This window comes from Cupriavidus sp. MPR-AND1C, assembly GCF_058809705.1.
Window position 1 is genome coordinate 136,706 of sequence record NZ_JBXASU010000003.1, and the last position, 25,651, is coordinate 162,356.

Genomic DNA, 25,651 nt, shown 5'->3' on the forward strand with positions numbered 1-25,651 from the left:
TTCAGGTGTGCCATCTTAGGGGCGGCCCCGCCATGCCAATCGCGCGAATAGGGCAAAGAAAACCGCGCATTTCGACTCGAGCAAGAACGCGGGGCTGCCTACAATAGGACCCGTTGACACGCACGCGGCACCCGCCTTCGCGGTGCGGCCCGCGTCGTTTCCTTGCCTGGATGTACACATGACCCCTCGTTTCCGGGCCGCCGCGGCGCGCGCCCTGCTCTGCGTGCTGGCCGCCGGCGGCACGCTGCCCGGCAGCGCCGGCGCGGCGCAGCCCTCGCCGTATCCCGAAGACCCCGTGCGCGCCGCGGTCGAACAATTTCTTGAACGCCAGACGGCCGGCCTGCCCGGCAAGGCCAGCATCCAGGTAGTACCGCCTTCGGGCGGGCGCGCGCCGGATTGCCCGCTGCCCGAGCCGTTCCTGCCGCCGGGCGCGTCCCCGTGGGGCCGGGTCTCGGTCGGCGTGCGCTGCGCTGGCGAGCGCCCCTGGACCCGCTACGTGCAAGCGCGCGTGTCGGTGGTGGCCGACTACTATGTGGCCAGGCGCAACCTGATGCCCGGCGAGGCCATTGATGCAGCCGATATGGAAGTCCGCCAGGGCGACCTGGCGTCGCTGCCGCGCGCGGTGGTGACGGATCCCGCACAGGTGAGCGGCGCGGTAGCGGCCAACCGCATTGCCATGGGCTCGCCAATGCGGATGGATCTGCTGAAGAAAGCCATTGCCGTACGCCAAGGCCAGAACGTGACGGTGCTGGTGGAAGGCGATTCGTTCCAGCTCAGCAGCGAAGGCAAGGTCATGGCCGAGGCTGCGGTGGGCAACAACGTCCAGGTGCGGCTCAAGAACGGTCAGGTGGTCAATGCGCTGGTGCGCAACGGCGACACGGTGGTGCTTCAGCAATAGGGAATCGGTGGCGAAGCCTGGAGTTGCGTACGCGTCTCATAGGCCTGCGCATGAGACAATATCGCGCGCTCCGGGGCCGGAAATGCGGCGCCATGGTGCCGCAATTCGCCCTAAAGTTTCGCCCGAAGCCTCCGATAAGCCAAAGGTACCCAGCAAGGAATCATCGTGAAGATCAATCAGACCACCTCGTCAAGGCCGAGCGACGCCATCGACGGCGCCGTGCGCAGCGTGGCCGGCGCCCCCGGATCGACGGCCGCCCCGGAAACGTCCAGCGTGCGCGTCAGCAGCCCCCTGTCGGCCCAGGTGCGCGAGATCGGCGCGCGCATGGTGGAAGACCATGACGACGATATCGACACCGCCAAGGTCGAAGAGATCCGTCAGGCCATCTCCGAAGGCCGCATCAAGATCGACCCAAGCAAGATCGCCGACGGGCTGCTCGCGTCCCTGCGCGAACTCAACGGCGGCGCCTGACACCGCGGCTTGCTACGGGCCGCATCGCCAACCCCACCCTAAGATAGGCAAGCCATGAGCCAGTCCCTGATCCAGAACCTGCGCCGCGAAACCGAGCTCGCGCAAGCGTTCGCCACCGTACTAGGCGAAGAAAGAAGCCTGATTAAGGCCGGCGATTACCAGGCCCTTGCCGGGCTGCTGGAACGCAAGGTGGAACTGGCCGGATTGCTGGGCGCCCTGACGCGCGCGCGCGAGGCGCAGATGGGCGCCCTGGGGATTCGCACCGGCGCGGGCGGCCAGCTGTTCGGGCGCCAGATCGATCCGTCGGTGGAAGCCGCATGGCGGACGCTGGTGTTTGCGGCACGCACTGCAAGCGACGCCAATGCGCTGAATGCCGCGGTTGTGGATGCGCATCTCGAATTCACCGAGGAAGCGATCCTGGCATTGCGGCAACGGGGTGACAACACGACTCTGTATGGGCGCGACGGGCGCGCGCAGACCGGGCCGCAAGGGGTCAGTCTGGCAACGGGTTGAATTAAGCAGCAGTTGAGCCGGGTAGATTGTGGCGTCTCGTTCTTGCGAGTGCCCGCCCTCTCCCCCGGCCCCTCTCCCACAAGTGGGAGAGGGGAGCAAACCAGCGGGAACAGAAGACGATTCGGTGTAGCCGCGCGACCGGCCACCAGGCGGTGAACACCCCAGCGCGATGCGAAGCGGTCTGTTGACGTTGAAGTTAAGCCGCAGCTGCGAAGCGACTACGGCCCCCCCTCACCGAAACCCAACCGTAACCTCATTGGCCTGCCCGATCAAAACCGGCGTGAGCGGCCCCTTCCCCGGCACCTGAAAAGCAAACACAAAGCCCTTGGCGGCGTCATCCCCGCTAAACGCCTCGGTCAGTCCTTCAGCCCCCGAGAGCAATACACATCGTTGCGCATTGCATAGGTAAGCCTGCAGTTCATTCGGCGGCGTACGCGAGAAGCGATAGCGCCACCGCACCGTCGTGATCGCGCCCTGAGCCTGCGGCAAGTAGCCGGTCGGTGAAATCGGGACGGAAATGGTGCGCAAGCCTTTGCAGTACAGCGCGGGCCCGTTCACCGAGGCCGACCAGCTATGCAGCGTCTGCCCACCAGGCGCTGCCAGTGCCGGCCAGCACCCCACGGCCAGCGCCGCCGCGGCGAAGCGTTTGGGCCAGCCGCTCACAGCAACCCGCGCAACTGCGAACGCAGCCGTGTAATCGCCTGGCTACGGATCTGGCACACGCGCGACTCGGTGACTTCCAGCACCGCGCCGATTTCCCGCAGGTTCAGCTCCTGGTCATAGCACAGCGACAGTACCAGCTTCTCCCGCTCGGGCAGGCGCTCGATGGCACGGATCAGCGCTTCGCGCATGCCGCTTTCCATCAGCACCGTGAGGGGATTGCCGTCATCGCTCACGCTCAGGTGCCGGTCCAGGAAGTCTTCTTCGCCGGAGCGCTCGAAGTCTTCATAGTGCAGCAACTGGCAGCCATAAACCTCGTTGAGCAGCGTCTGGTATTCGTCGAGCGGCAGCTCCAGCTCCTGCGCCACTTCGGAATCGAGCGGCGCACGGCCTAGCGTTTGCTCCAGGCCGCGCACGGTGCGCTCGATCCGCCGCGTGAACTGGCGCAGGCTGCGCGACTGCCAGTCGTTGGCGCGCACCTCGTCGAGCATGGCGCCGCGGATGCGCTGGCTGGCGTAGGTCTCGAAACGCGCACCGTGGGTGTCTTCGTAGCGCTTGGCGGCGTCAAGCAGGCCGATCATGCCGGCCTGGATCAGATCATCGAGTTGCACGCTGGCAGGCAGCTTGGCTGCCAGTTGCAAGGCGATGCGACGCACCAGCGACGCATGCGCCGTCACGGTATCAGTCTGCTCGAGCTTTCCCTGAATCGTATACATGGTGGAATTCTCGTGAGTCCTAGCTTGCAGGTCCCGGCGCTTAAGCCAGGGCCGTGGCCGTCGGCGCCATCGGCACCGACAGGGTTGAACGGGGATCGGCGGACATTGGCCAGCTGGCAATGCCCGTGGCAATTCGGCGTAATGCGGCGGTGGCGGGCGCTGCCGGAAAGGCCTCGACCACGCAACGGCCCAATGCGGTACTGCGCTCAACCAGCGGATCGTGCGGCAGGCTGCCCGCGGGGCTGGCCTCAACGCCAAGGTACTGGCTGGCGGTACGGGCCAGGTTGCCCAGCACCGCACTGGCGGCGGCGTCCCCGGCGGCGGCATTGATCACCAGGTGGAAACGCCGGCAAGCGTAAAGGTGATTGAGCTGCTTGATGCAGGCGTATGCGGCTTTGATCGAGGCCGGCTCCGCGCGCAGCACCACGATGAGGTTGTGCGCCGCGCCAGCCATTTGCGACAAGCCGCCATCCGCATCGCTGCGGGCGTCGCTAAGCACGGTGCGAAACGACTTGAGCAACTGCAGGTCGCCATTGGCCTGGGGGCTGCCCGGCAGCACGGCGATGGTGCCCGCGGGACGCTTGCCGAGCGCGGCATCGAGCGTCACCGCACCACCCAGCACCGCGGCCAGGGTGCCTTCCGGCATGGCGCCGGCAAGCCGGGTGGCGCGGGCGCCGAAACGGTCCTCATCGACGAGCAGTACGCGTTCGCCTTGCAGGGCAAGGGCGTTGGCCAGCCCCAGTGCCACCGTGGTGGCGCCGGCACCGGCATCGCTTGCGACCACGGCAATGCGGCGTGTGGCGCGGGGCGCCAGCATGCGCCGCAGGCTTTCCGCCTGGTCGGATGCGAGTGAATTCACGGCTTATTCTCCTTGCGCCAGCGTCTCGAACACGCGGCTGCCGCTCATGCGCGCCTCGAGCACGCCGCCGGCGCCGCCCAGTTGGAACGTCTGCGGCGAGGCTTCCTGCACAATGGGCTGCGTGGCGCGGGCGCCACGGGCCGGATAGTTTTCCAGCACGTCGAGCAGGGCCAGCAGACGGCCAATGCCTTCGACCAGCACAGCGCCGCCGCAAGCCTGGCGAGTCGGCGCGCGACCAGTCAGTCGCGCCAGGAATGCGCCGACCGAGTCGTCGCAGGCCTGCTCGAGGCGCAGCGCGGCCACGCCCATCTGCAACGCGAGCAAGCGGGCGCAGGCCTGCGCTTCGGCCTGCGCGGGTTCGTTGCCGCCGTCGCCTTGGCCCAGGTGGTCCAGCGCATGGCGCAGCGTGCGCAATTGCGCTTCGCCGGCCTCGGCCCAGCGAGCCCAGCGGGCCAGTTGCGCGCCCTCGGCCGACAGCGCCGGGTCGCACAGCAGGTAATGCACAGCGAGCGTCTGGCCGTTTTCACGGTCGACGACGCGCGACACCAGCAAGCCTGCCTCGGTGCCACCCTCGGCGATGGAGCGGGTGCCGCGTGCCTGGCCTTCGAGCACGCGGACCGGGCTTTGCGCGATCCACTGCACAGCATCGCGGCCGCGATAGTCCATGTCTTGCACGGCGTGGAAGGTCAGCGTCTCGGCCAGCGCATCGAGCTTGAGGGCAGCCCCGCCGCTGGCCACCCGAGTGGTCTTGCGCGCGGTGGCCAGCCAGCGCTCACCGGTTTGCTGCCAGCGTGCCAGCACGGGGGCGGCAGGCATGGCGTCAAGTACGTTGACCACGGTGCGGGCGGCGGCGATGGCGGCGCACAGCGTGGCGGCATCGGCTTCCCATCCGCCCTGGCCGCCTTGCAGTGCCGGGCCGGTACGGCCGGCGGGCGCGGCGGCGGCGGCCAGCGGCAGGCCGTCGCGGTCCGCCAGGAACAGCGTGTGTTGCCAGGGGCGCGGCGCGCGCCGTCCCGCCACCGGTGTGGCCACCGTGGCGCTCAGCGACAGCACGAAGCGGTCGCAATGGCGGGTGAGGTCGCGGCAGGCGGCTTCGCGCACTTGCTGCGCCATCAGGCGCGGCGAGGGTGCGCTCTCATTGCGTTGCTGCCACAGCGAGCGGACCAGCTCAAAGCCATAGCTGCCAGCGCTCAGTTGCTCCACGCAATCGCCCACCGCGTTGGCACTGTCGGTCAGCGAGCGCAGCATGCCGTCGGCTCCGCCGGGGCTCGCCGCGCGCGTGGCTTCGCTATCGTCCTGCGCCGGCATGGCGCGACGCGCGGCTTCCGCGTCGGCAAACACCGAGCCGCGGCGCGGCGTCTGGAAGGCACGCTCGACAAGAGCCGCGCCGTTGGCAAGCTCAAGGTGCTCGGGCACGCGCTGGCCGGTCGAGGCGTAATACACCGGCAAGCGGTGGCGGATCACCACGTCGAGCACGGAGCCCAGGTGCGTGGCCTCGTCCAGCTTGCTGACGATGCAGCCGTCGATGCCGCCGTCGGGCGTGGCATCGTGGCGGTAGGCGTGGACGACTTCGTTGAGCGTGTCGCCGTGGCTGGCGCCGTTGAGCAGCAGGATGCGCTGCACCGGCGCCTGCACGCCGGCCAGCATGGCAATCTGCTCGGACAGGTTGCGGTCGCGCTGGCTCATGCCCACCGTGTCGATGATCACCAGGTGCTTCTCGGTCAGTGCCGCCAGCGCAAAGCGCAGGTCGGCCGCATCCTTGACCGCGTGCACGGGCACGCCAAGGATGTCGCCATAGATGCGCAATTGCTCGTGTGCGCCAATCCGGAACGTGTCGGTGGTCAGCAGCGCCAGGCGTTCCGGGCCGTGCTTGAGCACGAAGCGCGCGGCCAGCTTGGCGGTGGTGGTGGTCTTGCCCACGCCGGTGGGACCGACCAGCGCCAGCACGCCACCCTGGGCAAAGAGCGCATCTTCGTCGTTCAGCACCGGCACCTTGCGGGCGAGCTCCTGGCGGATCCAGGCCATGGCGGCAGGCCGGTCATGGCCCAGCGGCAAGTGACCCAGCAGCGAACGGGCGAGCTGCCCGGAGAAGCCAGCGGTCACTAACCAGGTAAACAGCGAATCGCGCAACGGGTCTGCGCCGATCGACGGCAGGCTGTGCGTGCCCACGCCGGAGAACTGGCGCTCCATCATGGCGCGCATGGTCTGCAGTTCGCCGCGCAGGTCGCCAAGGGCGCCGTCGACAGCGACCGCGGCAGCCGGCGGCGGCGTGAAAACCGGCGCGTTGCTGGAAATGGCGCCGAGGTCGGTGTCGCGCATCGCGACAATCTCCACGCCACCTTCAACGGTGCGGTTGGACAGCACCACCGCGTCCGGTCCCATCGCCTCGCGCACCTGGCGCAAAGCCTCACGGCCATTGGCCGCCACGAATTTAGCTACGCTCATTTTGCGAAACCCCTCACGCTGTGCCACCGATCATGGCGGTGATCCTGATATTTCGGTTGTCCGGCACCTCGGCATGCGAGAGCACCTTGAGTTGCGGCATGGTCCGGCGCAGGAAGCGCGCCAGCAACGGGCGCAGCGGATGCGGCACCAGCAGCACCGGATCCAGCCCCAGATGTTCTTGCCTGGTCACCGCGCCCTGCGTCTGCTGCAGCAGCGCATCGGCCAGGCCCGGCTCGATGCCGCCGCCGTTAGTGAGCGCTTGCGACAGCACGCGCTCCAATCCGGCGTCCAGGCCGATGACCTGGAGGTCGGCGCCGTTGGGGAACCACTGCTGGGTAATGGCACGGCCCAGCGCCACGCGCACCAGCGAGGTGAGCTCGTTGGGATCGCTGACCTTCGGCGCGTGCTCGGCCACCACGTCCAGCACGGTGCGCATGTCGCGGATCGGCACGCTTTCATCCAGCAGGTTCTGCAGGATCTTTTGCAGCGCGGTAAGCGTGATGACCTTGGGAACCAGGTCTTCGGTGAGCTTGGGAGATTCCTTGGCGATGCGGTCGAGCAGCGCCTGCACTTCCTGGCGGCCAAGCAGTTCAGCCGCGTGCATGTGGATCAGGTGGTTGAGGTGAGTCGCCACTACCGTGCTTGCGTCCACCACGGTGTAGCCGTAGGTCTGCGCCTGCTCCTTGAGGCCGCTCTCGATCCACACCGCGGGCAGGCCGAAGGCCGGGTCCTGGCTGGGCGTGCCCGGCAGCGCGCCGGACACCTGGCCGGGGTTGATCGCCATCCACTGCCCGGGCGCGGCTTCGCCGCGGCCGATCTCCACGCCCTTGAGCGTGATGCGGTAAGCATTGGGCTTGAGTTCCAGGTTGTCGCGGATATGCACTACCGGCACCAGGAAGCCGATCTCCTGCGCCACCTTCTTGCGGATGCTCTTGATGCGCCCGAGGAGCTCGCCGTTCTGCGCGCGGTCCACCAGCGGGATCAGGCGATAGCCCACCTCCATGCCGAGCGGATCGACCAGGGTGACATCGTCCCAGCTGGCTTCGGTCGATTCCGGCGCCACCGCGGGGGCGCGTTCCTCGCGCTTCTTTTCCTGCGCCTGCGCCACGTCGCGGCGTGCCACATAGCGGCCGAACCACACCAGTGCGCCGGCAAAGGCCAGGAAGGCGACGTGCGGCATGCCCGGGATGATGCCCATCATGCCAATGATGGCACCGGTCAGGTAGAGCACGCGAGGATTGGAGAACAGCTGGTCGGTCAGCTGCTGGCCCACGTCCTGCTCGTTGGAGACCCGCGAAACGATCACACCCGCGGCGGTGGAAATCACCAGCGCCGGGATCTGCGCGACCAGGCCATCGCCGATAGTCAACAGCGTGTAGTTGCGCACCGCGGTGGCGAAGTCCAGGTCATGCTGCACCATGCCCACCACCATGCCGGCGCCGACGTTGATGAACATGATCATCAGGCCCGCCACGGCATCGCCACGCACGAACTTGCTGGCGCCGTCCATCGCGCCGTAGAAGTCCGATTCCTGCGAGACCTCGGCGCGGCGCTTCTTGGCGCCTTCTTCATTGATCAGGCCTGCATTGAGGTCGGCGTCGATCGCCATCTGCTTGCCGGGCATGGCATCGAGCATGAAGCGCGCGCCAACTTCGGCGATACGCCCCGCGCCCTTGGTGATGACCATGAAGTTGATCACCACCAGGATCGCGAACACCACGATGCCCACGGCAAAGTTGCCGCCGACCAGGAAGTGGCCGAAGGCCTCGATCACCTTGCCCGCGGCGTCCGGCCCGGTGTGCCCTTCCATCAGCACGACCCGGGTCGAGGCCACGTTGAGCGACAGGCGCAGCAGCGTGGTGAACAGCAGCACCGCCGGGAAGGCGGCGAAGTCCAGCGCCTTCTGGGTGTACATGCCCACCAGCAGCACCATGATCGACAGGGCGATGTTGAACGTGAACAGCAGATCCAGGATAAAGGGTGGCAGCGGCAGGATCATCATGCCGAGGATCATGATGATCAGCAGCGGGCCGGCCAGGGCCTTCATCTGCCCGCCTGTCTGGCCCCCCGGCAGTTTGAACAGCGAGGTCAATGCGTTCATGCTTGGCTTTCCGGTACGGCTAACTCGTCAGGCACCAGCAGATCGGAGGGTGCCGCCGGATGCGGGCCGCTGCTGTGGTGCCAGTGTTTCAGTTGATAGACCCAGGCCAGGACTTCGGCCACGGAGGTATACAGGCCGGCAGGGATTTCCCTGCCCAGCTCTACGTGACGATGCAGTGCGCGCGCCAGCGGCGGCGCGCTCAGCAACGGCACGCCGTTCTCGACGGCAATCTCGCGGATGCGCGCGGCAATCGCGTCACTGCCCTTGGCGACCACGCGCGGCGCGCTCATGCGGCCTTCTTCGTAGCGCAGCGCCACGGCAAAGTGGGTCGGGTTGGTGACCACCACATCCGCCTTCGGCACCTCGGACATCATGCGGCGCTTGGCCATGGCACGCTGCTGCTGGCGGATGCGCCCCTTGATGTGCGGGTCGCCTTCGCTGTCCTTGTGCTCCTGCTTGACCTCTTCCTTGGTCATGCGCAGCTTCTTGTAGAAGGTCCAGTACTGCCAGGGCACGTCGAGCGCGGCCACCAGCACCAGCGAACCCGCCACCATCGCGGAGCAGCTCAGCACCATCTCCAGCATGTGCAGCAGCGCTTCGTGGATCGGCGCGCTCATCAGCGCAATGGCCTCGGGCAACCGCCGCCACAGCACCCAGCCAGCCACGCTGCCAACCAGCAGCGCCTTGGCAATGGCCTTCGCCAGTTCCACCAGCGACTGCGAGGAGAACAACCTGCCCAGCCCCTTGAGTGGCGAGAGGCGGGAGAAATCCGGGGCGAAAGACTTCGCGGAAAACATCCAGCCGCCCAGCAGCATGGGGCCGGCCAGCGCTGCCGCGCCAAAGAACAGCAGCAGCGGCAGGAAGGCCAGCAGGCCCTCCCAGACTGCGATGCCAAAGCGCGACATCATGCGTGTCGTGTCAAAGGCAATCGCCGGCTCGAAGGCCAGGCTGGCGTGCAATACGGCATCGAGCTTGCTGGCAAGCGTGCCGCCCAGCGTCCACAGGCCCACTACGCCGCTCATCAGCATGATCAGCGTGGCGAGCTCGCGCGAACGCACGACCTGCCCCTCTTCGCGCGCCTTTTCCAGGCGCCGCGCTGAGGCGGGTTCGGTTTTCTCGAGATCGCTTTCTTCGGACATGGCCGCTCCGTTACGAAGCGGCATGCGGCCGTTCGTCAGGATCGATTATCGGAGCGGAAACCGGCGGCCATTAGCCGGAATAGGACTGGGATTCTGGCGCTGTTTGCGCGATGGCGCCGCTTGGCGCGGGCCGGGCACGCGGGGCAGGGGCGGCATGCGCGATGCGCCGGGGGCGTTGCGGCGGGACACCCCGGGGAAGGGGCGTACGCGGGACGGCCGGGCGGGCCCGCGCTCCTTGCCTGGCGATCAGAAGATCAGAAGCCCAGGCTGGCGAGCAGGTCGTCGACCTGCGACTGGTCGGAAACCACGTCGGCCTTGCCTTCGGGGTTGACCTGCGGTCCATTCATCAACGTAGCCGGCGCTTCCACGCGGCGATCGGCCGGGACATTGTCGATCAGCACCTGCAGCAGTTCCTGCTCCAGGGAGTGGATCATGTCCATCATCTTCTTGATGACCTGGCCGGTCAGGTCCTGGAAGTCCTGCGCCATCATGATGTCGAGCAGGTGGCTGCCGGTGGCGCGGGCCTGCTGCGGCACGTCGGTCAGGAAGGCGCGGGTGTCGAGCACGAGCTCGCGCGCGTCTCCCAGCTCCACCGGCGTTTCGAACCAGGCTTCCCAGCGCTTGTCGAGCGCCTCGGCCTGTTTCTCCATGCCGGACTGGATCGGCTGCGCCAGTTCCACCGCGGTCAGCGTGCGCTCGGCAGCCTGCTCGGTCATGGAGGCGATATAGCTGAGCCGGTCGCGCGCATCGGGGATGGCCTGCGCGGCACGCTCGATTTCCTTGTCGAGCCCCAATTCGCGCATATTGTCGCGCAGCATCCGCGTCAGGGCGCCAATGCGCTGGAACAGCTGCTCGGCAGATTCGTTGCTGAGAGTCGGAGTCGTCGACATGTCGCCCACCTTATGCCCCTTCCTTCGCCAGTTTCTCGAAGATCTTGGTAATTTTCTCGTCGAGCGTCGCTGCCGTGAATGGCTTGACCACATAGCCGTTCGCGCCGGCCTGTGCCGCGGCGATGATGTTCTCCTTCTTGGCCTCGGCCGTCACCATCAGCACCGGCAGCTTGGCCAGCGGCCCTTCGGCGCGAATCGCCTGCAGCATGCTCAGGCCGTCCATGTTCGGCATGTTCCAGTCGGAAATGACGAACTGGAAGCTGCCGTCCTTGACCTTCTCCAGGCCCGCGGCGCCGTCTTCGGCTTCCTCGACGTTGGCAAAGCCCAGTTCCTTAAGCAGGTTGCGGATGATGCGACGCATGGTGGGGAAGTCATCGACCACCAGGATCTTCATGTTCTTGTCCACTCTAACGGCTCCAATACAGTTGTGGAAAGTTGCTGCAATACTTGCGCTGGCTCATCGCGTGCAGCGGTACTACCTCATGCACCCCACCGGCGGCTATCGCCTCCTTGGGCATGCCGAACACGATGCAACTGCTCTCATCCTGTGCCAGGTTATAAGCACCGGCCTCGCGCATGCGCAGCATGCCTTGCGCCCCGTCCTTGCCCATGCCCGTCAGCATCACGCCGATGGCGTTCTTGCCTGCGTGCTTGGCGGCCGAATCGAACAGCACCTCGACCGACGGCCGGTGGCGGTTGACTGCCGGCTCCTGCGACAGGTGGGCCACATAGTTGGCCCCGCTGCGCGCGAGCAGCAGGTGCGAGTCGCCCGGGGCAATATAGGCGTAGCCGGGCAGCACGCGCTCGCCGTGCTCCGCTTCCTTGACCGTGATCCGGCACAGGCCGTCCAGGCGCTGCGCGAACGAGCGCGTGAAGCCGGCCGGCATATGCTGGACGATCAGCACGGCGGGGCAATCGGGCGGCATCGGCATCAGGAATTCCTTGATGGCCTCGGTGCCGCCGGTGGACGCACCAACGATAATCAGCTTTTCCGTGGATAGCAACGGGCTGCGCAGCATCGGGGTAGCCGGCGCGGCCGCTTCCCCGCTGGCGGGTGCGTTGCTGCGGATGCGCGCACGCGACGCGGCACGGATCTTGTCGGCGATGGTGTCGGTGTAATCCATCAGGCCGTCGCGGATGCCGAGCTTGGGCTTGGTGACGAAATCCACCGCGCCGAGCTCCAGCGCGCGCATCGTGATTTCCGAGCCGCGCTCGGTCAGCGACGACACCATCAGCACCGGCATCGGGCGCAGGCGCATCAGCCGCTCGAGGAAATCCAGCCCGTCCATGCGCGGCATTTCCACGTCCAGCGTAAGCACATCCGGATTCAGGCGCTTGATCAGGTCGCGCGCCACCAGCGGATCGGGGGCGGTACCCACCACCTCCATATCGCTCTGGCTGTTGATGATCTCCGTCATCAGGCTGCGTATCAGCGCGGAGTCGTCCACGCACAATACCTTGATCTTGGCGGCAGTCATGTCTGGATAAAGTCCTTGTCGTATCAGGAAACGGCAGCCGACGGCGCACGCCGCGAAAACAGTTCCGCGCCGCCCTTTGCGGGCGCCGTCGCGGAGCTGGCAATGGCGCGTGCCAGCGCGCGTTCGTTGCGCTCGACCACCACCTGGTCGTCCTGTCGGGTGAGCCGGCGCACCAGCGCCAGCCCGGTAAGCGGGAAATAGCTGACGCGGCGCGCGTGCGGGCCACGCAGGTCCTGGGCGGCCACGCGGATCTCCTCGGCCTTCAGGTACCTGAGCACGAACTCGGCGTTGCGATCGCCGATATTGAGCGTGGTCATGTTGGCCAGCACCGCGCCGCCGCCGAACACCTTGGCTTCGAGCCGCTCGCGGCGCGCGCCCATCTTCAGCAATTCGTTGATCAGCACTTCCAGCGCGTAGGAGCCGTAGCGCATCGATGCGCTGAGCAGCCGGTCCGCACCCGCGCCCGCACCATCATCGTCCGGCAGCATGAAATGGTTCATGCCCCCGACCCCGGCCGTCTCGTCGCGGATGCATGCTGCTACGCACGAGCCGAGCACCGTGGTCAGCACCACGTCCTCGCGGGTCACGTAGTACTCGTTGGGCAGCAGCTTGATGGCTTGCTTGCCGAATTCCCGGTCAAAGTAGCTCCGGGTGGCAATCGCCTCGGGCAATTGGGGCGTGCGCATCATGATCCTCCCAGCCGGACCGACTGCGGCGCCAGTTCATAGACAGTCTGCCCGCGCAGCTGGAAGGCGCGCGTCACGTAGGAGAAATTCTCGGAGTGGCCCGCGAACAGCAGTCCGTGCGGCTTGAGCAGCGGCACGAAGCGCTCCAGTATCTTGCCCTGGGTAGGCTTGTCGAAATAGATCATCACGTTGCGGCAGAAGATCGCGTCGAACTTCTCGCGAATCCCCCAGTCGGGCGCCAGCAGGTTGAGCGGCTCGAAACTGATGGTGCCCGCCAGCTCCGGCTTGACCTTGACCGCGCCGGCGCGCTGGCCGGTGCCCTTGAGGAAGAAGCGCTTGAGCCGCTCCGGCGAGAGCTTGTTCACCTGCTCGGCCGTATAGACGCCGGAGCGGGCCTTGGCCAGCACCTGGGTGTCGATATCGGTTGCCAGCACGGTGGCGGCGCGCTCGCCGAGCGCCTCGGCCAGCGTGATGGCGATCGAGTAGGGTTCCTCGCCGGTGGACGCGGCCGAGCACCATACCGAGTAGGGCCGGCCGGTTTTCTTGGCGTGTTCCGCCAGCAAGGGGAAGTGATGGGCTTCGCGGAAGAACGACGTCAGGTTGGTGGTGAGCGCGTTGGTAAAGAACTCCCACTCCTCCGAGCCGTCATCGGCATCCAGCATTGCCAGGTAAGTGCCGAAATCGACCAGCTGCAGCGTGCGCAGCCGTCGCGCCAGCCGGCTGTACACCATCTCTCGCTTGTGGCTGCCAAGCGAGATGCCCGCGCGGCGATGAATCATCGCGCGGATCTTCTCGAAGTCCCGCTCGGTCAGCAGGAAGTCACGCGGCTCGTCGCGCCGCAGGGAAGCGGGCTGCGCTGATTGCGGGCCGGCGGCAAAGGCGGTTGGGCGAAGCTGCGTCATGTGTTGCGGGGGCTTTTGGCCGTGGTCTTGCTGGGGCTTGCTTTGGTGAACTCAGGCGGATCTGTGCGGGATCAGGCGAGCTCGGCTTCGACCAGTTCCATTTCGGCACTGGTCATCAGCTTCTCGATGTCGATCAGGATCAGCATGCGGCCGTCGACAGTGCCGAGGCCGGTCAGGTGATCGTTGGAGACCGAGACGCCGAACTCCGGCGCTGGCTTGATGGCTTCGCCGGTCAGGGTCAGCACGTCCGATACGCCGTCCACCACGATGCCAACCACACGGCCCGCGATATTGAGGATGATGACCACGGTGTGGTGGTCGTAGCGCACGTTGCCCAAGCGGAACTTCAGGCGCAGGTCCACGATCGGCACGATCACGCCGCGCAGATTGGTCACGCCCTTGATGAAATCGGGCGCATTCGCCAGGCGGGTCACCGCGTCGTAGCCGCGGATCTCCTGCACCTTGAGAATGTCGATGCCATACTCTTCGCTTCCTAGCGTGAAAACCAGGAACTCCTGCCCGGAAGCTTCGCTCCCGGGGGTATCGATGTGTCCGATGCCGGCCATGATGTCTTGTTCTCCTGAGCGTTAAGCAAGCGCCGGGTCTTGGCGGCGCACTCCGGTGCGCTGCAGCGCGCCGACGTCCACGATCAGTGCCACGCTGCCGTCGCCCAGGATGGTGGCGGCGGAAATGCAAGGCACCTTGCGGTAGTTGGTTTCGAGGTTCTTCAGCACGACCTGGTGCTGGCCGATCAGTTGGTCCACCAGCAGCGCGAAACGCTTGCCTTCGGCCTGCAGGATCACGGCGATGCCCTGGGTCGGTTCCTGCACGGCTTCGGCCACGTTGAACACGCGATGCAACTCCAGCAGCGGCAGGTACTCGCCGCGCACATGCATCACGCGGTCGTTGTTGGCTGCCGTGTGCACGTCTTCCGGCTTGGGCTGCAGCGACTCCATCACGCAGTTCAGCGGCAGGATGAAGGTCTCGGCGCCCACCTTGACGGACATGCCGTCCAGGATCGCCAGCGTCAGCGGCAGCACGATGCGGGTGGTGGTGCCCTGGCCGGGACGCGAGGTAACCTCGACGTGGCCGCCCATTTCCTGGATGTTCCGCTTGACCACGTCCATGCCCACGCCGCGGCCGGACAAGTCGGTCACCGCTTCGGCGGTGGAGAAGCCCGGCGCGAAGATCAGTTGCCAGACTTCGTCGTCGCTGATGTTCTCCGACACCGGCAGGCCGTTCTGCAGCGCCTTGGCAAGGATCTTGTCGCGGCGCAGGCCGCCACCGTCGTCGCTTACTTCAATGACGATGTTGCCGCCGTGATGCTGTGCCGAGAGGATCAGCTGCCCGGTGGGTTCCTTGCCCGCGGCAACACGCAAGTCCGGGGTCTCGATGCCGTGGTCCAGGCTGTTGCGCACCAGGTGGGTCAGCGGATCGATGATGCGTTCGATCAGGCTCTTGTCGAGCTCGGTGGCCTTACCGAAGGTGACCAGGTCGATCTGCTTGCCCAGCTTGCCGGCGAGGTCGCGCACCAGGCGCGGGAAGCGCGAGAAGACGTAGTCCATCGGCATCATGCGGATCGACATCACCGCTTCCTGCAGGTCGCGCGCATTGCGCTCGAGCTGGCCCATGCCGGAGAACAAGCGGTCGAACAGCACCGGATCGAGCGCGGACGCGGTCTGCGCCAGCATCGATTGCGTGATGACCAGCTCGCCCACCAGGTTGATGATCTGGTCCACTTTTTCGGTGGGCACGCGGATGGAGCCGGACTCCTGCGCGTGAGCGGCCGCGGCGGGCTGCGCCTTGGCTTTTTCCTTGGCGGGCGCGGCCGGGGCCTGCGCCGGTGCTGCGGCGACCGGCGCGGGCGCAGCAGCCTCAGGGACCGGCTCGGCTGCGGCCGGCGCTGCGGCCGCAGCCGGCGCATCCGCCGCTTCGACGACGATCTGGTCGCCGTCGACGACGAAGCAGCACACCGCGATGATGTCATCGGCGCTGCACTGGCTCGACAGCCACACGGTGAGATCGCCGCCCTCTTCCTTCTGCCCGGTGATCTCGCCCAGGTTGGCAAGTTCCTCGCGCAACAGCGCCTGGTCCGAAGGCGACACCTTGACCAGCGTCACCTTCAGGCCGCCGCCGGCGGCTGCCGGTGCCGCCGGTGCCGCGGCTGGCGCTGCGGCAACAGGCGCAGCCGGGGCGCTCGCCGCCGCCGGCGTGCCGCCCGCAGCCTCGAGCGCCAGTTGCTGAAGAACGGCGCAGATACGCGCCAGCGTTTCCGGATCGGGTTCCGTACCGTTACGGTAGGCGTTGAGCTGATCTTGCAACACGTCCTTGGTTTCCAGAAAAGTGTCGATGATGGTCCGGGACAACGCCAGTTCCCGCCGCCGCGTACGGTCAAGCAGGTTTTCCAGCAGGTGCGTGGTTTCGGTCAGGGCAGCGAAGCCGAACGTGGCCGCGCCGCCCTTGATAGAGTGCGCCGCGCGAAAAATCGCATTGAGCTCTTCCGCATCGGGGGATTCGAGATCCAGCCCAAGCAGCAGTTGCTCCATTTCCACGAGGAGCTCTTCCGCCTCCTCGAAAAAGGTCTGGTAGAACTGCGTGATATCGATATCGACAGACATAACCGTCCTGGCTCACTGAATTTTGCTGCGAAGTCCGCTGCCGGCATGGCAGGCGGTCTTCATTGAACACTGCCCGGCTTGGCCGGGGCCGCGGCGGCGTTGCCCGGCGCAGCCGCAGCCGGGGCGGCCGAAGCGGCCGGCGCGACTGCGGTTGCAGGGGCGGAGGCGGCCGCCAGGCCTGCCTGCACTTCCTTGCCGGCTTCACCGGCCTTTGCTGCGATCGAAACCTCGGCGGCGCTGGCATTCTCAGCCTCGATCCGAGACTGCGCGCGCTGGTTCAGCACCACGATGCTGATGCGGCGATTCACCGGCGCGAGATCGTCCTTCTTGTCGAGCGGCATGGTCGCGGCCAGGCCAATCACACGCAGCACCTTGCCCTCGTTCATGCCGCCGGCAACCAGCTCGCGCCGGGAGGCGTTGGAGCGGTCTGAAGATAGCTCCCAGTTGCTATACGTGCGCTCGCCATTGGAATAGTTGGCGGAGTCGGTATGGCCGGACAGGCTGACCTTGTTGGGCATCTCGTTGAGCACCGGGCCGATCTCGCGCAGGATGCTGCGCATATACGGCTCGACCGCGGCGCTGCCGGTACGGAACATCGGCCGGTTCTGCGTATCCAGGATCTGGATGCGCAAACCTTCGCTGGTGATATCGAGCAGCAACTGCGGGCGGAACTGGCGCAGCACGGGGTTGTTCTCGATGATCTGCTCAAGACGCTTCTTGAGCGAGCGCAGGCGCTCGGCTTCCTGGCGCTCCTTGGCCTTTTCCGTGGCGTCTTCAGGCGTCTTCCTGACTTCCGCGTCCTGGCGGGTCACGTCAGTGCCGCCGCCAGGGATCACGCTGGAAGACAGGCTGCTCTTGTTGCCGCCCGCAATGGCCACTTTCAGCGGCGTGCGGAAATACTCGGCCAATTGCACCAGGTCCTTGGGCTGGGCAGCCTTCAGCAGCCAAAGCACAAGGAACAGCGCCATCATTGCCGTCATGAAGTCGGCGTAGGCGATCTTCCACGATCCGCCATGATGCCCGGCGCTGCTCTTCTTGATGCGTTTGACGACAATGGGGTGCGCACCGTGCTCACTGCTCATCGCTGTCGCTCCTCTTCGTCAGGTAATGCTCTTGACTTCGCGGACGTGGTCGTCCAGTTCGAGGAAGGATGGCCGCTCGGTCGAGTACAACACCTTGCGACCGAACTCCACCGCCACCAGAGGTGCATACCCATTGAGCGAAGCCAGCAGCGTGACCTTGATGCACTCGTACATCTTCACGGCTTCGTCCACTTGGTGCTCGACCCGCGCCGCCAGTGGCGAGACAAAGCCGTAGGCGAGCAAGATGCCGAGGAAGGTACCGACCATGGCGTGTGCAATCAGCGCGCCCAGTTCGGCCGGCGGCAGGTCTGCCGAGGCCAGCGCGTGCACCACGCCCATCACCGCGGCGACAATGCCGAAGGCGGGCAGGCCATCGCCGATCCGGGTCAGCGCATGCGCCGGCACCTCGGCTTCGTGGCGGAAGGTCTCGATCTCGTGATCCATCAGGGTCTCGATCTCGAAGGCGTTCATATTGCCGTTGACCATCATGCGCAGGTAGTCCGTCAGGAACTCCATCATTCCCGGGTCGGCAAGGATGCGCGGATACTGGCTGAACACGCTGCTGGCCGCCGGATCCGCGATTTCCTTCTCGAGGAACAGGATGCCTTCGCGGCGGGCCTTGGACAGCAGGACATAGAGCAGCGCCATGACTTCCATGTACAGCGCCTTGCTGTACTTGCTGCTGCGAAACAGTGTCGGCAGCACGCGCATGGTGGCCTTGATAGCCTTGCCATTATTGGAGCTGATGAACGCACCGACTGCAGCGCCCCCAATGATGACAAGCTCTGCCGGCTGATAAAGCGCGCCCATATGGCCGCCGGTCATGGCGTATCCACCAAGCACCGCCACTATCACGACAACAAAGCCAATTACAACTAGCACGATTGATTCCCCGTCAGAAAAACACGCGTCAGGCACGCACAAGCGTCACCCCTCCAGCCAGGCGGATAGACCGCCTGCCTTGGCTGGGCTCAGCTGTCACGCAGGCTGCCATCGGATCTGAGACCTTGGGACTATCGGGCCTTGAAGCCTTGGGTCCTGAAGTCCGGTCCGTCTTAAGACTTAACGACTGAAGACGGCAAGACTTGAAGACTTAGTGCCCTATCGACCCAAGGATTTCAGTCAGGCGACAGCTTGCGCTGGTGCGATGTCCTTCGAGAGCTTCTTGGCTTTGCCGGCACGCGAGGGCGGACGGCACAGGCTGCATACGAAATTCGCATGCGGCTCGTACGCGTGCGCAACGAAACGCCCGCCGCAGCAGGTGCAGCTGGAAAGCTGCAGCATGTTGCTCTCGAAAAACCGTACTAACGTCCAGGCACGGGTGAAACTTAAGACAATTTCGCTTTCGAGCAGCGATACGTGCTCAAGATAGAGCCGATAGGCTGCCACCACGCCGCGGATGCCAACCGTCTCGCCCTGCTGGACCATGAACTGATAGGCCGAGAAGAACAGCGAGGAATGGATGTTTGGCAACCAGGTGGTGAACCAGTCGGTCGAGAAGGGGAGCATGCCCTTGGGCGGCGAGGCGCCGCGCAGCTCCTTGTAGAGGCGGATCAGGCGATCGCGCGAGAGCGTGGTCTCGGCTTCGAGGACTTGCAGGCGCGCACCCAGGCCGATCAGCTCAATGGCGAGCTGGGTCTGGTTGGCATCCTGCAGGACGCTCTTGCGATTGGGGACGGGAGTGGCCGTGGTACTCCGGGCTGACGGGGCCTGCAGGAGCGCGGTCAATTGAGCGACTCCACGGGCTGCCGTGCGAGCAGGATCGCAGCATGGATCTGCTGCATATCATGGCTCTTGGCCGTATGGGTGAGTGTCGACAGCAAGGCATGGTCGTCGAACCGAAAACGGCATAGGACCATGTTTGATGCTGCCAGTTTGACAAGCTGGGCCGGTGTCAACTTGGCGAGGATGTCGGCAATTTCCTTGCTGACACCAAGCCTGAACATGGCTTCCAGATGATTTTCGCGCACCAGGCGTTGCGCGAGCAGCAGATAGGCGAGATTGACCTCCCTGATCTCCTGGAGAACTTCACTGCTTTCCAATTTTTCCCCGCTACCAAAAAAAGCCCTTCGACCGCTTGTCCGGCGCTTACCCGCAGCCGAAGGCTGAAGGCGACCAGATCGTTTGAGTGCGTGTGCGACGGGTACTGCGTACGACTACGGAACTGCGCTTGGTCAGACCTATCTGAAACGTTACAAATGTTACAGAGTGTAAGTGCGACTGACAGTGTTATATCGGCAATCTGATCGGACTGCCAATCCCCTCTTACGTTGGGGTACGGCAATGTCGCATGAAACATACATGGGATTCAAAGTTTGTAACGGTCATCTCCTTGTCATGTGATTTGCATCAAAACTGTTACGCGTATGTAACAGAAGAAAAGCACTAAATTAGCCCGTTAGGTCATCCCGTCCGAGGGTGTACTAGTCGCATTCCTCTATTGACGAGCTAGCCTCACTACACTAGGACCCTGCGCAGCCATGCAGCCACCCGTGCGAACAGGTCGTCGGGCTCTTCGCGGAACAGATGCGGGCAGGTTTGCTCCACCTGCTCCATCACGCGCGCGGCTTCTTCGGCACTCACGGTGCCGTAGTCCATCGATAGCCCCAGCAACGCGCGCAACTCGCCCAGCCGCGAGCGTGCCGCGCCGGCGGTGCGCTCAGTCTGCACCATGTACATAAGGTCGTAGACCCGGCGGCGCAGGCTTTGCGCGACGCGCCATGCCGGTGTCTGCATCTGCTCCTCGAGCGTACGGATATCCACCGCGGAGGTGGCCAGCTGGGATGCCAGGGGATCGGTAAAGGCTAGGTCAGCCCCGGCGTCCTCCAGGATCTGCCGGGACCAGTCACGGGCGTGCGCAAGGCGTTCCTGGGGCGTCCACTCGTAGCGCACCGCCAGGCCGAAGCCATAGCGCTGCGCGTCGCGCATCAGCGTCGCCATGGCATTGGGCAGCTGCTTGTTGAACACACGCTTGGCCCAGGCGTACTCCCCACCCGAGAGCAACCGCGTGACGGCGCGCTCGGTCAGCGGGCCGTCATGGTGCAGCAGGCGCGCCCGCAGGAAGTCATCGAAGCCGGGCGGCGTGAACTCGTTGTCCAACCCGGTCGAGAGCTTGACGAAGTGCTCGAACTCGGCGCGCAGCTTGGCCGCAGCCTCTTCGGGCAGCGCCAGGGTGATTTCAGTAGTCATGATGTGCAGGTCTGCCTATGCCGCTGACGGCGGGAGCACCTTATTCGCCGTCAGAAAGCGCTCCAGTCGCCGCTTTCCGAGGTAGCCAGGGCTACGGGACGAGCCGCGCGCGCCGTCACCGGCGCAGGCGCTTCACGTCCGCCCTCGCGCTCAGCCTTGTCCACCGGCGCGGGCTCGGCGTGACCGGACTCTTCGTGGCGGATGGCGGGTGCCGACGGCTCCATGCGCCTGGGCTTGACCTTGGTCGCAGCGATCACCTTGGGCTGCGGCGCTTGCGCGCGGGAGCCGGCAAAGCCATCCGTTTCGGCCAGGCGGAAGCTCGCTACCGAGGATTGCAGGCGCGTAGCCTGATCTTCCAGCGAACCGGCGGCAGCTGCGGCCTCCTCGACCAGCGCCGCGTTCTGCTGCGTCACCTCGTCCATTTGCGCCACCGCCTTGTTGACCTGCTCGATGCCCGAGCTCTGCTCGGCGGACGCCGCGCTGATCTCGCCCATGATGTCCGTCACGCGCTTGACCGCCTGCACGATCTCACCCATGGTGTGCCCGGCCTGGCCCACCAGCGTCGAGCCGTTGTCCACACGCGCCACCGTGTCTCCGATCAGGCCCTTGATTTCCTTGGCCGCATTCGCGCTGCGCTGCGCCAGGCTGCGCACCTCGCCTGCCACCACCGCGAAGCCCCGGCCCTGTTCGCCGGCGCGCGCGGCTTCCACTGCCGCGTTCAGCGCCAGGATATTGGTCTGGAAGGCAATGCCTTCGATCACACCAATAATGTCGACGATCTTCCTGGATGCATCGTTGATCTCATCCATGGTCTTCACCACGCGGCCCACCACTTCGCCACCCTTGACCGCGGTCTCGGAGGCGTTGGCCGCCAGGCCGCTGGCCTGGCGCGCGTTGTCCGCGTTCTGGCGCACCGTGCTGGTCAGCTCTTCCATGCTCGATGCGGTTTCTTCCAGCGAGGCCGCCTGCTGCTCGGTGCGCTGTGACAGGTCGCTGTTGCCCGCGGCAATCTCACGCGAGGCGGATGCGATCGATCCCGCGGAATCCTTGAAGTCGCGCACCATGGCCGAGAGTTGCTGCTGCATCTGTTTCATGGCGTGCAGCAGGCTGTCCTTGTCGCCCGCACGCAACTTCACGTCTGCCGAGAAATCGCCCTCGGCGATACGCGAGGCAATGTCCACCGCGTAGGCCGGCTCGCCGCCCAACTGGCGCGACAGCGTACGGGCCAGGAAGGCGCCCAGCAGCACAGAGACGGCCAGGCCGCCCAGCACCAGGCCCAGCATCCACAGGCGGGAGCTTTCGTAGACGCCACGTGCTTCGTCCATATTGGCCAGCGCGCGATCGTCGCGGCGCTTGACCATCTTTGCCATGATGTCTTCGAGCGCACGGCTATCCTTGATCAGGTCGGCGCTTTCGCTAAAGACCTGGCTTTCAAACTGCGAGGTATCGAGCGGCTGCTTGCTGACGAGCGCCACATACTTGCCCAGCCGCTCACGGTAGGCCGGCAACAGGGTATCGAATTGCTTGACGAGGGCGATCCCCTCGGGCTGGCTGAACGCAGGACGCGCACGCTTTACGCTCTCGTCCAGCAGGACCAGCGACTTTTCGATCTGTTCCTTCTCGGCGGCGCGCTCACCCATGGTCGAAGCCGACAGCAGCGCGATCTGCGCGCGGCTGGAATAGAGCAGGTCGATGTTGCCGCTCTGCACCGCCTTGAGCGCCTGCAGGTCGTCGTGATAGATCCTGCTGGTCCAGTCCGTCATGCGCCCCATGTTGATGACGCCCAGCAGACCCATCACCGCGCCGATAAGCGACACGACCAGAAAGCCGACGACCAGCTTGGTCGTGACGCGGAGCTGATTGAACCATTGCATGCAGACTACCTCTTTTTTCTGAATGACTTGACCGGGGGCCTCATCTGTCCGCTGCCGGCGGGTTGCCGGCGATGCGCACGACAGGCGCTACTTCTTCTTTTAGAACACGCTTTCAGGCCGATTGCCTCGACACTGCTTGATCTCTTTCTCTTTTCAGGCTTGCGCCAGATGCGGCGCGTCGCCCTGGCGGGCGCGCACCGGCCGTGCTTCAGGGCGCAAGCTGACGCGGAAGGTAGCCACCGCATCGCGCAGGCGCCCGGCCTGATCTTCGAGCGCGCCTGCCGCGGCCGCGGCCTGCTCGACCAGCGCCGCGTTCTGCTGCGTCACTTCGTCCATTTGCGCCACCGCCTTGTTGACCTGCTCGATGCCCGAGCTCTGCTCGGCGGACGCCGCGCTGATCTCGCCCATGATGTCCGTCACGCTCTTGACCGCCTGCACGATCTCGCCCATGGTCAGCCCGGCCTGGCCCACCAGCGCCGAGCCGTTGTCCACCCGTGCCACCGTGTCGCCGATCAAGCCCTTGATTTCCTTGGCCGCGTTCGCGCTGCGCTGTGCCAGCCCGCGCACCTCGCCCGCCACCACCGCGAAGCCCCGGCCCTGTTCGCCGGCGCGCGCGGCTTCCACCGCCGCGTTCAGCGCCAGGATATTGGTCTGGAAGGCGATGCCTTCGATCACGCCGATAATGTCGACGATCTTCTTCGATGCACCATTGATGTCATCCATGGTCTGCACCACACGGCCCACCACTTCGCCGCCCTTGACGGCAATCTCGGAGGCGTTGGCTGCCAGGCCGCTGGCCTGGCGCGCGTTGTCCGCGTTCTGGCGCACCGTGCTGGTCAGCTCTTCCATGCTCGATGCGGTTTCTTCCAGCGAGGCCGCCTGCTGCTCGGTGCGCTGCGACAGGTCGCTGTTGCCCGCGGCCACCTGGCGCGTTGCCGTGGAAATGCTCGTCATGCCCTCCTGTATCTCGGCCACCACCGACAGCAAGCTGCGCTGCATCGTGCGCATGGCACGCGCCAGCGCCCCCACCTCGTCGCTTGCGCGGTAGTCCAGGCGCGTGGTGAGATCGCCCGCGCCCATGCGCAAGGCAAAGTCGAGCATGTCCTGCACCGGCCGGTTCACGCGTGCCAGCAGCAGCGTGCCGCCGATAAAGGATGACGCGACCGCCAGCCCGAAGCCGCCCCACAGCCAGGGCCGCAACTGGCTAATGGCTTGTGCCCCGGCCAGCGCCTCGAAGGCCAGCAGCGCCGTGAGGAACCACACCAGGCCCGCCGCCTGCGACAGCAGGATGCGCCGCTTGAGCGTGATCTTGCCCAGGCGAGCCGGCAGCCCAGCCAAGCCCCTGCGCACCACGGCACCGTCGCGCACGGCCAGGCCCGAGCCGCTGCCCTCGCGCAGCCGCGCGTAGGCGGCGCCCGCTGCCTCAACCTGCTCGCGCTGCGGCATCGAGCGCACCGAGGTGTAGCCCACCAGCTGGCCGTCGACAATCGTGGGCGTCACCGTAGCGCTGACCCAGTAGAAATCACCGTCCTTGCGGCGGTTCTTGACAATGCCAACCCACGAGCGACCGGCCTGGATGGTCTTCCACAGGTCGACGAATGCCTCCGGCGGCATGTCCGGATGGCGGACCAGGTTGTGTGCGGCGCCGAGCAATTCCTCGGGTTCGAATCCGCTGGCTTCGATAAAAGCGCGATTGGCGAACGTAATGCGCCCCTTCAGGTCGGTCCTGGAGATCAGGTAATCGTCTGCGCGGAGCTTGTACTCGCGGGAGGTAACGGGTTGATTATTTCGCATGGATGGAAGACTGCGTGGATCGGACTCTCGCTACGTGCGCCCGCCTCAGGCGGCCGCGGCTGCCTCAATGGCTGCGAGTTCTTCGGTGTCTAGCAGCTTCTCGATATCGACGAGGATGAGCATGCGGCTTTCGAGCGAACCGATGCCGCGGATGTAGTCCGTCTCGCCGGAGAGCTGGGGTGCTTGCCGGATCTGGCCCGGGGCCAGCGTCAGCACGTCGGATACGCCGTCGACCACGATGCCGGTGGTGCGATCGTGCAGGTCGACGATGATCACGACCGTGTACTGGTCATAGTTGATCTTGTCCTGGCGAAACTTGATGCGCAGGTCGATGATCGGGACGATGATCCCGCGCAGGTTGACCACGCCCTTGAGATAGGCTGGCGCATTGGCAATCTGCGTGACGTTCTCATAGCCACGGATCTCCTGCACCTTGAGGATGTCGACGCCGTACTCCTCGCCGCCCAACCTGAACGCGAGGAACTCCTCCCCCGTGCCCTCTGTCTTGTTCCCGGTTTTCATTTGCTGGCTCCCGCTGCCATGACCGGCCATGCGGCGCTGGCAAAGCCGCAGCCGGCCGGCCCGCGGGAGGGCAGCCAGGCCGAGACTCTGCCTGCGACGAGGCACGAATATCGTTTACCTCTTAACGGCAGTCCTGGACGTGACTGAAGGGCAACAATACCAAGGCATTTACCCTACCTTGGAGGGGTCTAGCAGCGCATTCACAGCCTCCATCAGCTGATCCGGATCGAACGGCTTGGCCAGGAAGCCGGACGCGCCGGCCACGCGAGCCTGCTCGCGCACCTGGCTGTCGGCCTCGGTGCTCAGCATCAGCATCGGGACGGCGGCATAGGCGGCGCGCCCGCGCAGCTTGCGGATCAGGGTCAGGCCGTCCGTTCCCGGCATCACCTGGTCGGTCACCAGCATGCCGAAAGTGGCGTCCAGGGCGAGCGCCAGCGCCTCGTCACCGTCGGCGGCTTCGGACACGCCGTAGCCCCCCGCGCGCAAGCAGGCGCCAATCATGCGGCGCAAGGAGGGAGAATCATCGACAACTAGAATATGAGGCAAAGACATAGCGGCTCCGTTGACAGCACGATGGTGAGTCCACAAGCCGGGGTTCTGGCCCGGTGGACCGATGTTCCTGCGGACGGGGCTGCGGTGTGCGGCGAAGCGCGACTGGAGTGGCCGGTGCAAACAACGCCCCTTTGGGGCATATCGGCAGCGGTGGCCGAATCCGTAGTACGGTTGCGTGGATCGGCGGGATTTGTTACCCCACGAGCATGGGGTGCATCTGCCGGCGGCGGGTGGGCATACTACGGCCTCGCCGTAAAATGGC

25 protein-coding genes are annotated in these 25,651 nt (G+C 65.6%); 3 read left to right on the forward strand and 22 right to left on the reverse strand.

Annotation, left to right across the window (positions count from 1 at the left end):
* Positions 1–178 precede the first annotated feature (178 nt).
* From flgA to AC1RWI_RS03190, 3 genes are all read left to right on the forward strand, one after another.
* Positions 179–898, forward strand: coding sequence for a flagellar basal body P-ring formation chaperone FlgA (gene flgA / locus AC1RWI_RS03180; RefSeq protein ID WP_043357005.1), 720 nt, complete (start codon positions 179–181; stop codon positions 896–898).
* A gap of 165 nt (positions 899–1,063) precedes the next feature.
* Entirely contained in the window at positions 1,064–1,369 is a 306-nt protein-coding gene (flgM, locus tag AC1RWI_RS03185) for a flagellar biosynthesis anti-sigma factor FlgM (protein WP_043357007.1), read from the forward strand.
* 54 nt (positions 1,370–1,423) lie between these two features.
* Entirely contained in the window at positions 1,424–1,882 is a 459-nt protein-coding gene (locus AC1RWI_RS03190) for a flagella synthesis protein FlgN (RefSeq protein ID WP_043357008.1), read from the forward strand.
* Between the two features lie 231 nt (positions 1,883–2,113).
* Here the strand turns inward: AC1RWI_RS03190 and AC1RWI_RS03195 are convergent, their stop codons facing one another.
* The 22 genes from AC1RWI_RS03195 to AC1RWI_RS03300 form a co-directional block, all read right to left on the reverse strand.
* Entirely contained in the window at positions 2,114–2,545 is a 432-nt protein-coding gene (locus AC1RWI_RS03195; protein ID WP_492864523.1) for a flagellar protein FlhE, read from the reverse strand.
* On the reverse strand, positions 2,542–3,258 hold the full coding sequence (locus tag AC1RWI_RS03200; protein ID WP_006162649.1) for an RNA polymerase sigma factor FliA: 717 nt from the start codon (positions 3,256–3,258) through the stop codon (positions 2,542–2,544). Before AC1RWI_RS03200 ends, AC1RWI_RS03195 begins: the two co-directional genes overlap by 4 nt.
* A 40-nt stretch (positions 3,259–3,298) precedes the next feature.
* Positions 3,299–4,117: a MinD/ParA family ATP-binding protein gene (locus AC1RWI_RS03205; RefSeq protein WP_173430744.1), complete on the reverse strand. Its 819-nt coding sequence runs from the start codon at positions 4,115–4,117 to the stop codon at positions 3,299–3,301.
* A 3-nt stretch (positions 4,118–4,120) separates the two neighbouring features.
* A complete protein-coding gene (gene flhF / locus AC1RWI_RS03210) occupies positions 4,121–6,562 on the reverse strand; it encodes a flagellar biosynthesis GTPase FlhF (protein WP_492864525.1) in 2,442 nt (813 codons plus the stop codon).
* A 13-nt stretch (positions 6,563–6,575) separates the two neighbouring features.
* Positions 6,576–8,663: a flagellar biosynthesis protein FlhA gene (gene flhA, locus AC1RWI_RS03215; RefSeq protein WP_492864527.1), complete on the reverse strand. Its 2,088-nt coding sequence runs from the start codon at positions 8,661–8,663 to the stop codon at positions 6,576–6,578.
* Positions 8,660–9,802, reverse strand: coding sequence for a flagellar biosynthesis protein FlhB (flhB, locus tag AC1RWI_RS03220; protein ID WP_043357012.1), 1,143 nt, complete (start codon positions 9,800–9,802; stop codon positions 8,660–8,662). The genes flhA and flhB overlap by 4 nt, the downstream gene beginning before the upstream one ends.
* Before the next feature lie 254 nt (positions 9,803–10,056).
* Complete coding sequence (cheZ, locus tag AC1RWI_RS03225) at positions 10,057–10,692, reverse strand: protein phosphatase CheZ (protein ID WP_043358525.1); 636 nt, start codon at positions 10,690–10,692, stop codon at positions 10,057–10,059.
* Positions 10,693–10,702: 10 nt separating this feature from the next.
* Complete coding sequence (cheY, locus tag AC1RWI_RS03230; protein ID WP_043357014.1) at positions 10,703–11,098, reverse strand: chemotaxis response regulator CheY; 396 nt, start codon at positions 11,096–11,098, stop codon at positions 10,703–10,705.
* Between the two features lies 1 nt (position 11,099).
* A complete protein-coding gene (locus AC1RWI_RS03235; RefSeq protein ID WP_492368540.1) occupies positions 11,100–12,170 on the reverse strand; it encodes a protein-glutamate methylesterase/protein-glutamine glutaminase in 1,071 nt (356 codons plus the stop codon).
* Between the two features lie 23 nt (positions 12,171–12,193).
* Positions 12,194–12,856 (reverse strand): chemoreceptor glutamine deamidase CheD, encoded by a 663-nt coding sequence (gene cheD, locus AC1RWI_RS03240; protein ID WP_043358526.1) that lies wholly within the window; start codon positions 12,854–12,856, stop codon positions 12,194–12,196.
* Positions 12,856–13,758: a CheR family methyltransferase gene (locus tag AC1RWI_RS03245; protein WP_043357018.1), complete on the reverse strand. Its 903-nt coding sequence runs from the start codon at positions 13,756–13,758 to the stop codon at positions 12,856–12,858. Before AC1RWI_RS03245 ends, cheD begins: the two co-directional genes overlap by 1 nt.
* Positions 13,759–13,829: 71 nt before the next feature.
* Entirely contained in the window at positions 13,830–14,324 is a 495-nt protein-coding gene (gene cheW / locus AC1RWI_RS03250; protein ID WP_043357020.1) for a chemotaxis protein CheW, read from the reverse strand.
* Positions 14,325–14,345: 21 nt separating this feature from the next.
* The gene (cheA, locus tag AC1RWI_RS03255; RefSeq protein WP_492864531.1) at positions 14,346–16,376 is read right to left on the reverse strand and encodes a chemotaxis protein CheA; all 2,031 of its coding nucleotides are present in this window, start codon (positions 16,374–16,376) and stop codon (positions 14,346–14,348) included.
* A 59-nt stretch (positions 16,377–16,435) separates the two neighbouring features.
* Positions 16,436–17,458, reverse strand: coding sequence for a flagellar motor protein MotB (gene motB, locus AC1RWI_RS03260; RefSeq protein ID WP_043357025.1), 1,023 nt, complete (start codon positions 17,456–17,458; stop codon positions 16,436–16,438).
* 18 nt (positions 17,459–17,476) lie between these two features.
* Positions 17,477–18,340: a flagellar motor stator protein MotA gene (motA, locus tag AC1RWI_RS03265; RefSeq protein WP_043357027.1), complete on the reverse strand. Its 864-nt coding sequence runs from the start codon at positions 18,338–18,340 to the stop codon at positions 17,477–17,479.
* Positions 18,341–18,580: 240 nt separating this feature from the next.
* Entirely contained in the window at positions 18,581–19,186 is a 606-nt protein-coding gene (gene flhC / locus AC1RWI_RS03270) for a flagellar transcriptional regulator FlhC (protein WP_043357029.1), read from the reverse strand.
* On the reverse strand, positions 19,183–19,500 hold the full coding sequence (gene flhD / locus AC1RWI_RS03275) for a flagellar transcriptional regulator FlhD (protein ID WP_006162633.1): 318 nt from the start codon (positions 19,498–19,500) through the stop codon (positions 19,183–19,185). The genes flhC and flhD overlap by 4 nt, the downstream gene beginning before the upstream one ends.
* 415 nt (positions 19,501–19,915) lie before the next feature.
* The gene (locus AC1RWI_RS03280; RefSeq protein ID WP_492864534.1) at positions 19,916–20,647 is read right to left on the reverse strand and encodes a DUF4088 family protein; all 732 of its coding nucleotides are present in this window, start codon (positions 20,645–20,647) and stop codon (positions 19,916–19,918) included.
* A 50-nt stretch (positions 20,648–20,697) separates the two neighbouring features.
* On the reverse strand, positions 20,698–22,521 hold the full coding sequence (locus AC1RWI_RS03285; protein ID WP_043357033.1) for a methyl-accepting chemotaxis protein: 1,824 nt from the start codon (positions 22,519–22,521) through the stop codon (positions 20,698–20,700).
* A 153-nt stretch (positions 22,522–22,674) separates the two neighbouring features.
* Entirely contained in the window at positions 22,675–24,315 is a 1,641-nt protein-coding gene (locus AC1RWI_RS03290; RefSeq protein ID WP_492864536.1) for a methyl-accepting chemotaxis protein, read from the reverse strand.
* Positions 24,316–24,360: 45 nt separating this feature from the next.
* Entirely contained in the window at positions 24,361–24,837 is a 477-nt protein-coding gene (locus tag AC1RWI_RS03295; RefSeq protein WP_043357035.1) for a chemotaxis protein CheW, read from the reverse strand.
* A 168-nt stretch (positions 24,838–25,005) separates the two neighbouring features.
* Complete coding sequence (locus AC1RWI_RS03300) at positions 25,006–25,389, reverse strand: response regulator (protein WP_043357037.1); 384 nt, start codon at positions 25,387–25,389, stop codon at positions 25,006–25,008.
* Positions 25,390–25,651: the final 262 nt, after the last annotated feature.

What these genes read in the sequence shown, in the direction of transcription:
- AC1RWI_RS03295 (WP_043357035.1), bottom strand. Translation starts at nt 24,837, where the DNA reads ATGAAAACCGGGAACAAGACAGAGGGCACGGGGGAGGAGTTCCTCGCG.
- cheD (WP_043358526.1), bottom strand. Translation starts at nt 12,856, where the DNA reads ATGCGCACGCCCCAATTGCCCGAGGCGATTGCCACCCGGAGCTACTTT.
- flhA (WP_492864527.1), bottom strand. Translation starts at nt 8,663, where the DNA reads ATGAACGCATTGACCTCGCTGTTCAAACTGCCGGGGGGCCAGACAGGC.
- cheA (WP_492864531.1), bottom strand. Translation starts at nt 16,376, where the DNA reads ATGTCTGTCGATATCGATATCACGCAGTTCTACCAGACCTTTTTCGAG.
- flgA (WP_043357005.1), top strand. Translation starts at nt 179, where the DNA reads ATGACCCCTCGTTTCCGGGCCGCCGCGGCGCGCGCCCTGCTCTGCGTG.
- AC1RWI_RS03285 (WP_043357033.1), bottom strand. Translation starts at nt 22,521, where the DNA reads ATGCAATGGTTCAATCAGCTCCGCGTCACGACCAAGCTGGTCGTCGGC.
- AC1RWI_RS03190 (WP_043357008.1), top strand. Translation starts at nt 1,424, where the DNA reads ATGAGCCAGTCCCTGATCCAGAACCTGCGCCGCGAAACCGAGCTCGCG.
- AC1RWI_RS03300 (WP_043357037.1), bottom strand. Translation starts at nt 25,389, where the DNA reads ATGTCTTTGCCTCATATTCTAGTTGTCGATGATTCTCCCTCCTTGCGC.
- flhF (WP_492864525.1), bottom strand. Translation starts at nt 6,562, where the DNA reads ATGAGCGTAGCTAAATTCGTGGCGGCCAATGGCCGTGAGGCTTTGCGC.
- AC1RWI_RS03200 (WP_006162649.1), bottom strand. Translation starts at nt 3,258, where the DNA reads ATGTATACGATTCAGGGAAAGCTCGAGCAGACTGATACCGTGACGGCG.
- AC1RWI_RS03245 (WP_043357018.1), bottom strand. Translation starts at nt 13,758, where the DNA reads ATGACGCAGCTTCGCCCAACCGCCTTTGCCGCCGGCCCGCAATCAGCG.
- cheW (WP_043357020.1), bottom strand. Translation starts at nt 14,324, where the DNA reads ATGGCCGGCATCGGACACATCGATACCCCCGGGAGCGAAGCTTCCGGG.
- AC1RWI_RS03235 (WP_492368540.1), bottom strand. Translation starts at nt 12,170, where the DNA reads ATGACTGCCGCCAAGATCAAGGTATTGTGCGTGGACGACTCCGCGCTG.
- AC1RWI_RS03290 (WP_492864536.1), bottom strand. Translation starts at nt 24,315, where the DNA reads ATGCGAAATAATCAACCCGTTACCTCCCGCGAGTACAAGCTCCGCGCA.
- motB (WP_043357025.1), bottom strand. Translation starts at nt 17,458, where the DNA reads ATGAGCAGTGAGCACGGTGCGCACCCCATTGTCGTCAAACGCATCAAG.
- AC1RWI_RS03280 (WP_492864534.1), bottom strand. Translation starts at nt 20,647, where the DNA reads ATGACTACTGAAATCACCCTGGCGCTGCCCGAAGAGGCTGCGGCCAAG.
- cheZ (WP_043358525.1), bottom strand. Translation starts at nt 10,692, where the DNA reads ATGTCGACGACTCCGACTCTCAGCAACGAATCTGCCGAGCAGCTGTTC.
- flhB (WP_043357012.1), bottom strand. Translation starts at nt 9,802, where the DNA reads ATGTCCGAAGAAAGCGATCTCGAGAAAACCGAACCCGCCTCAGCGCGG.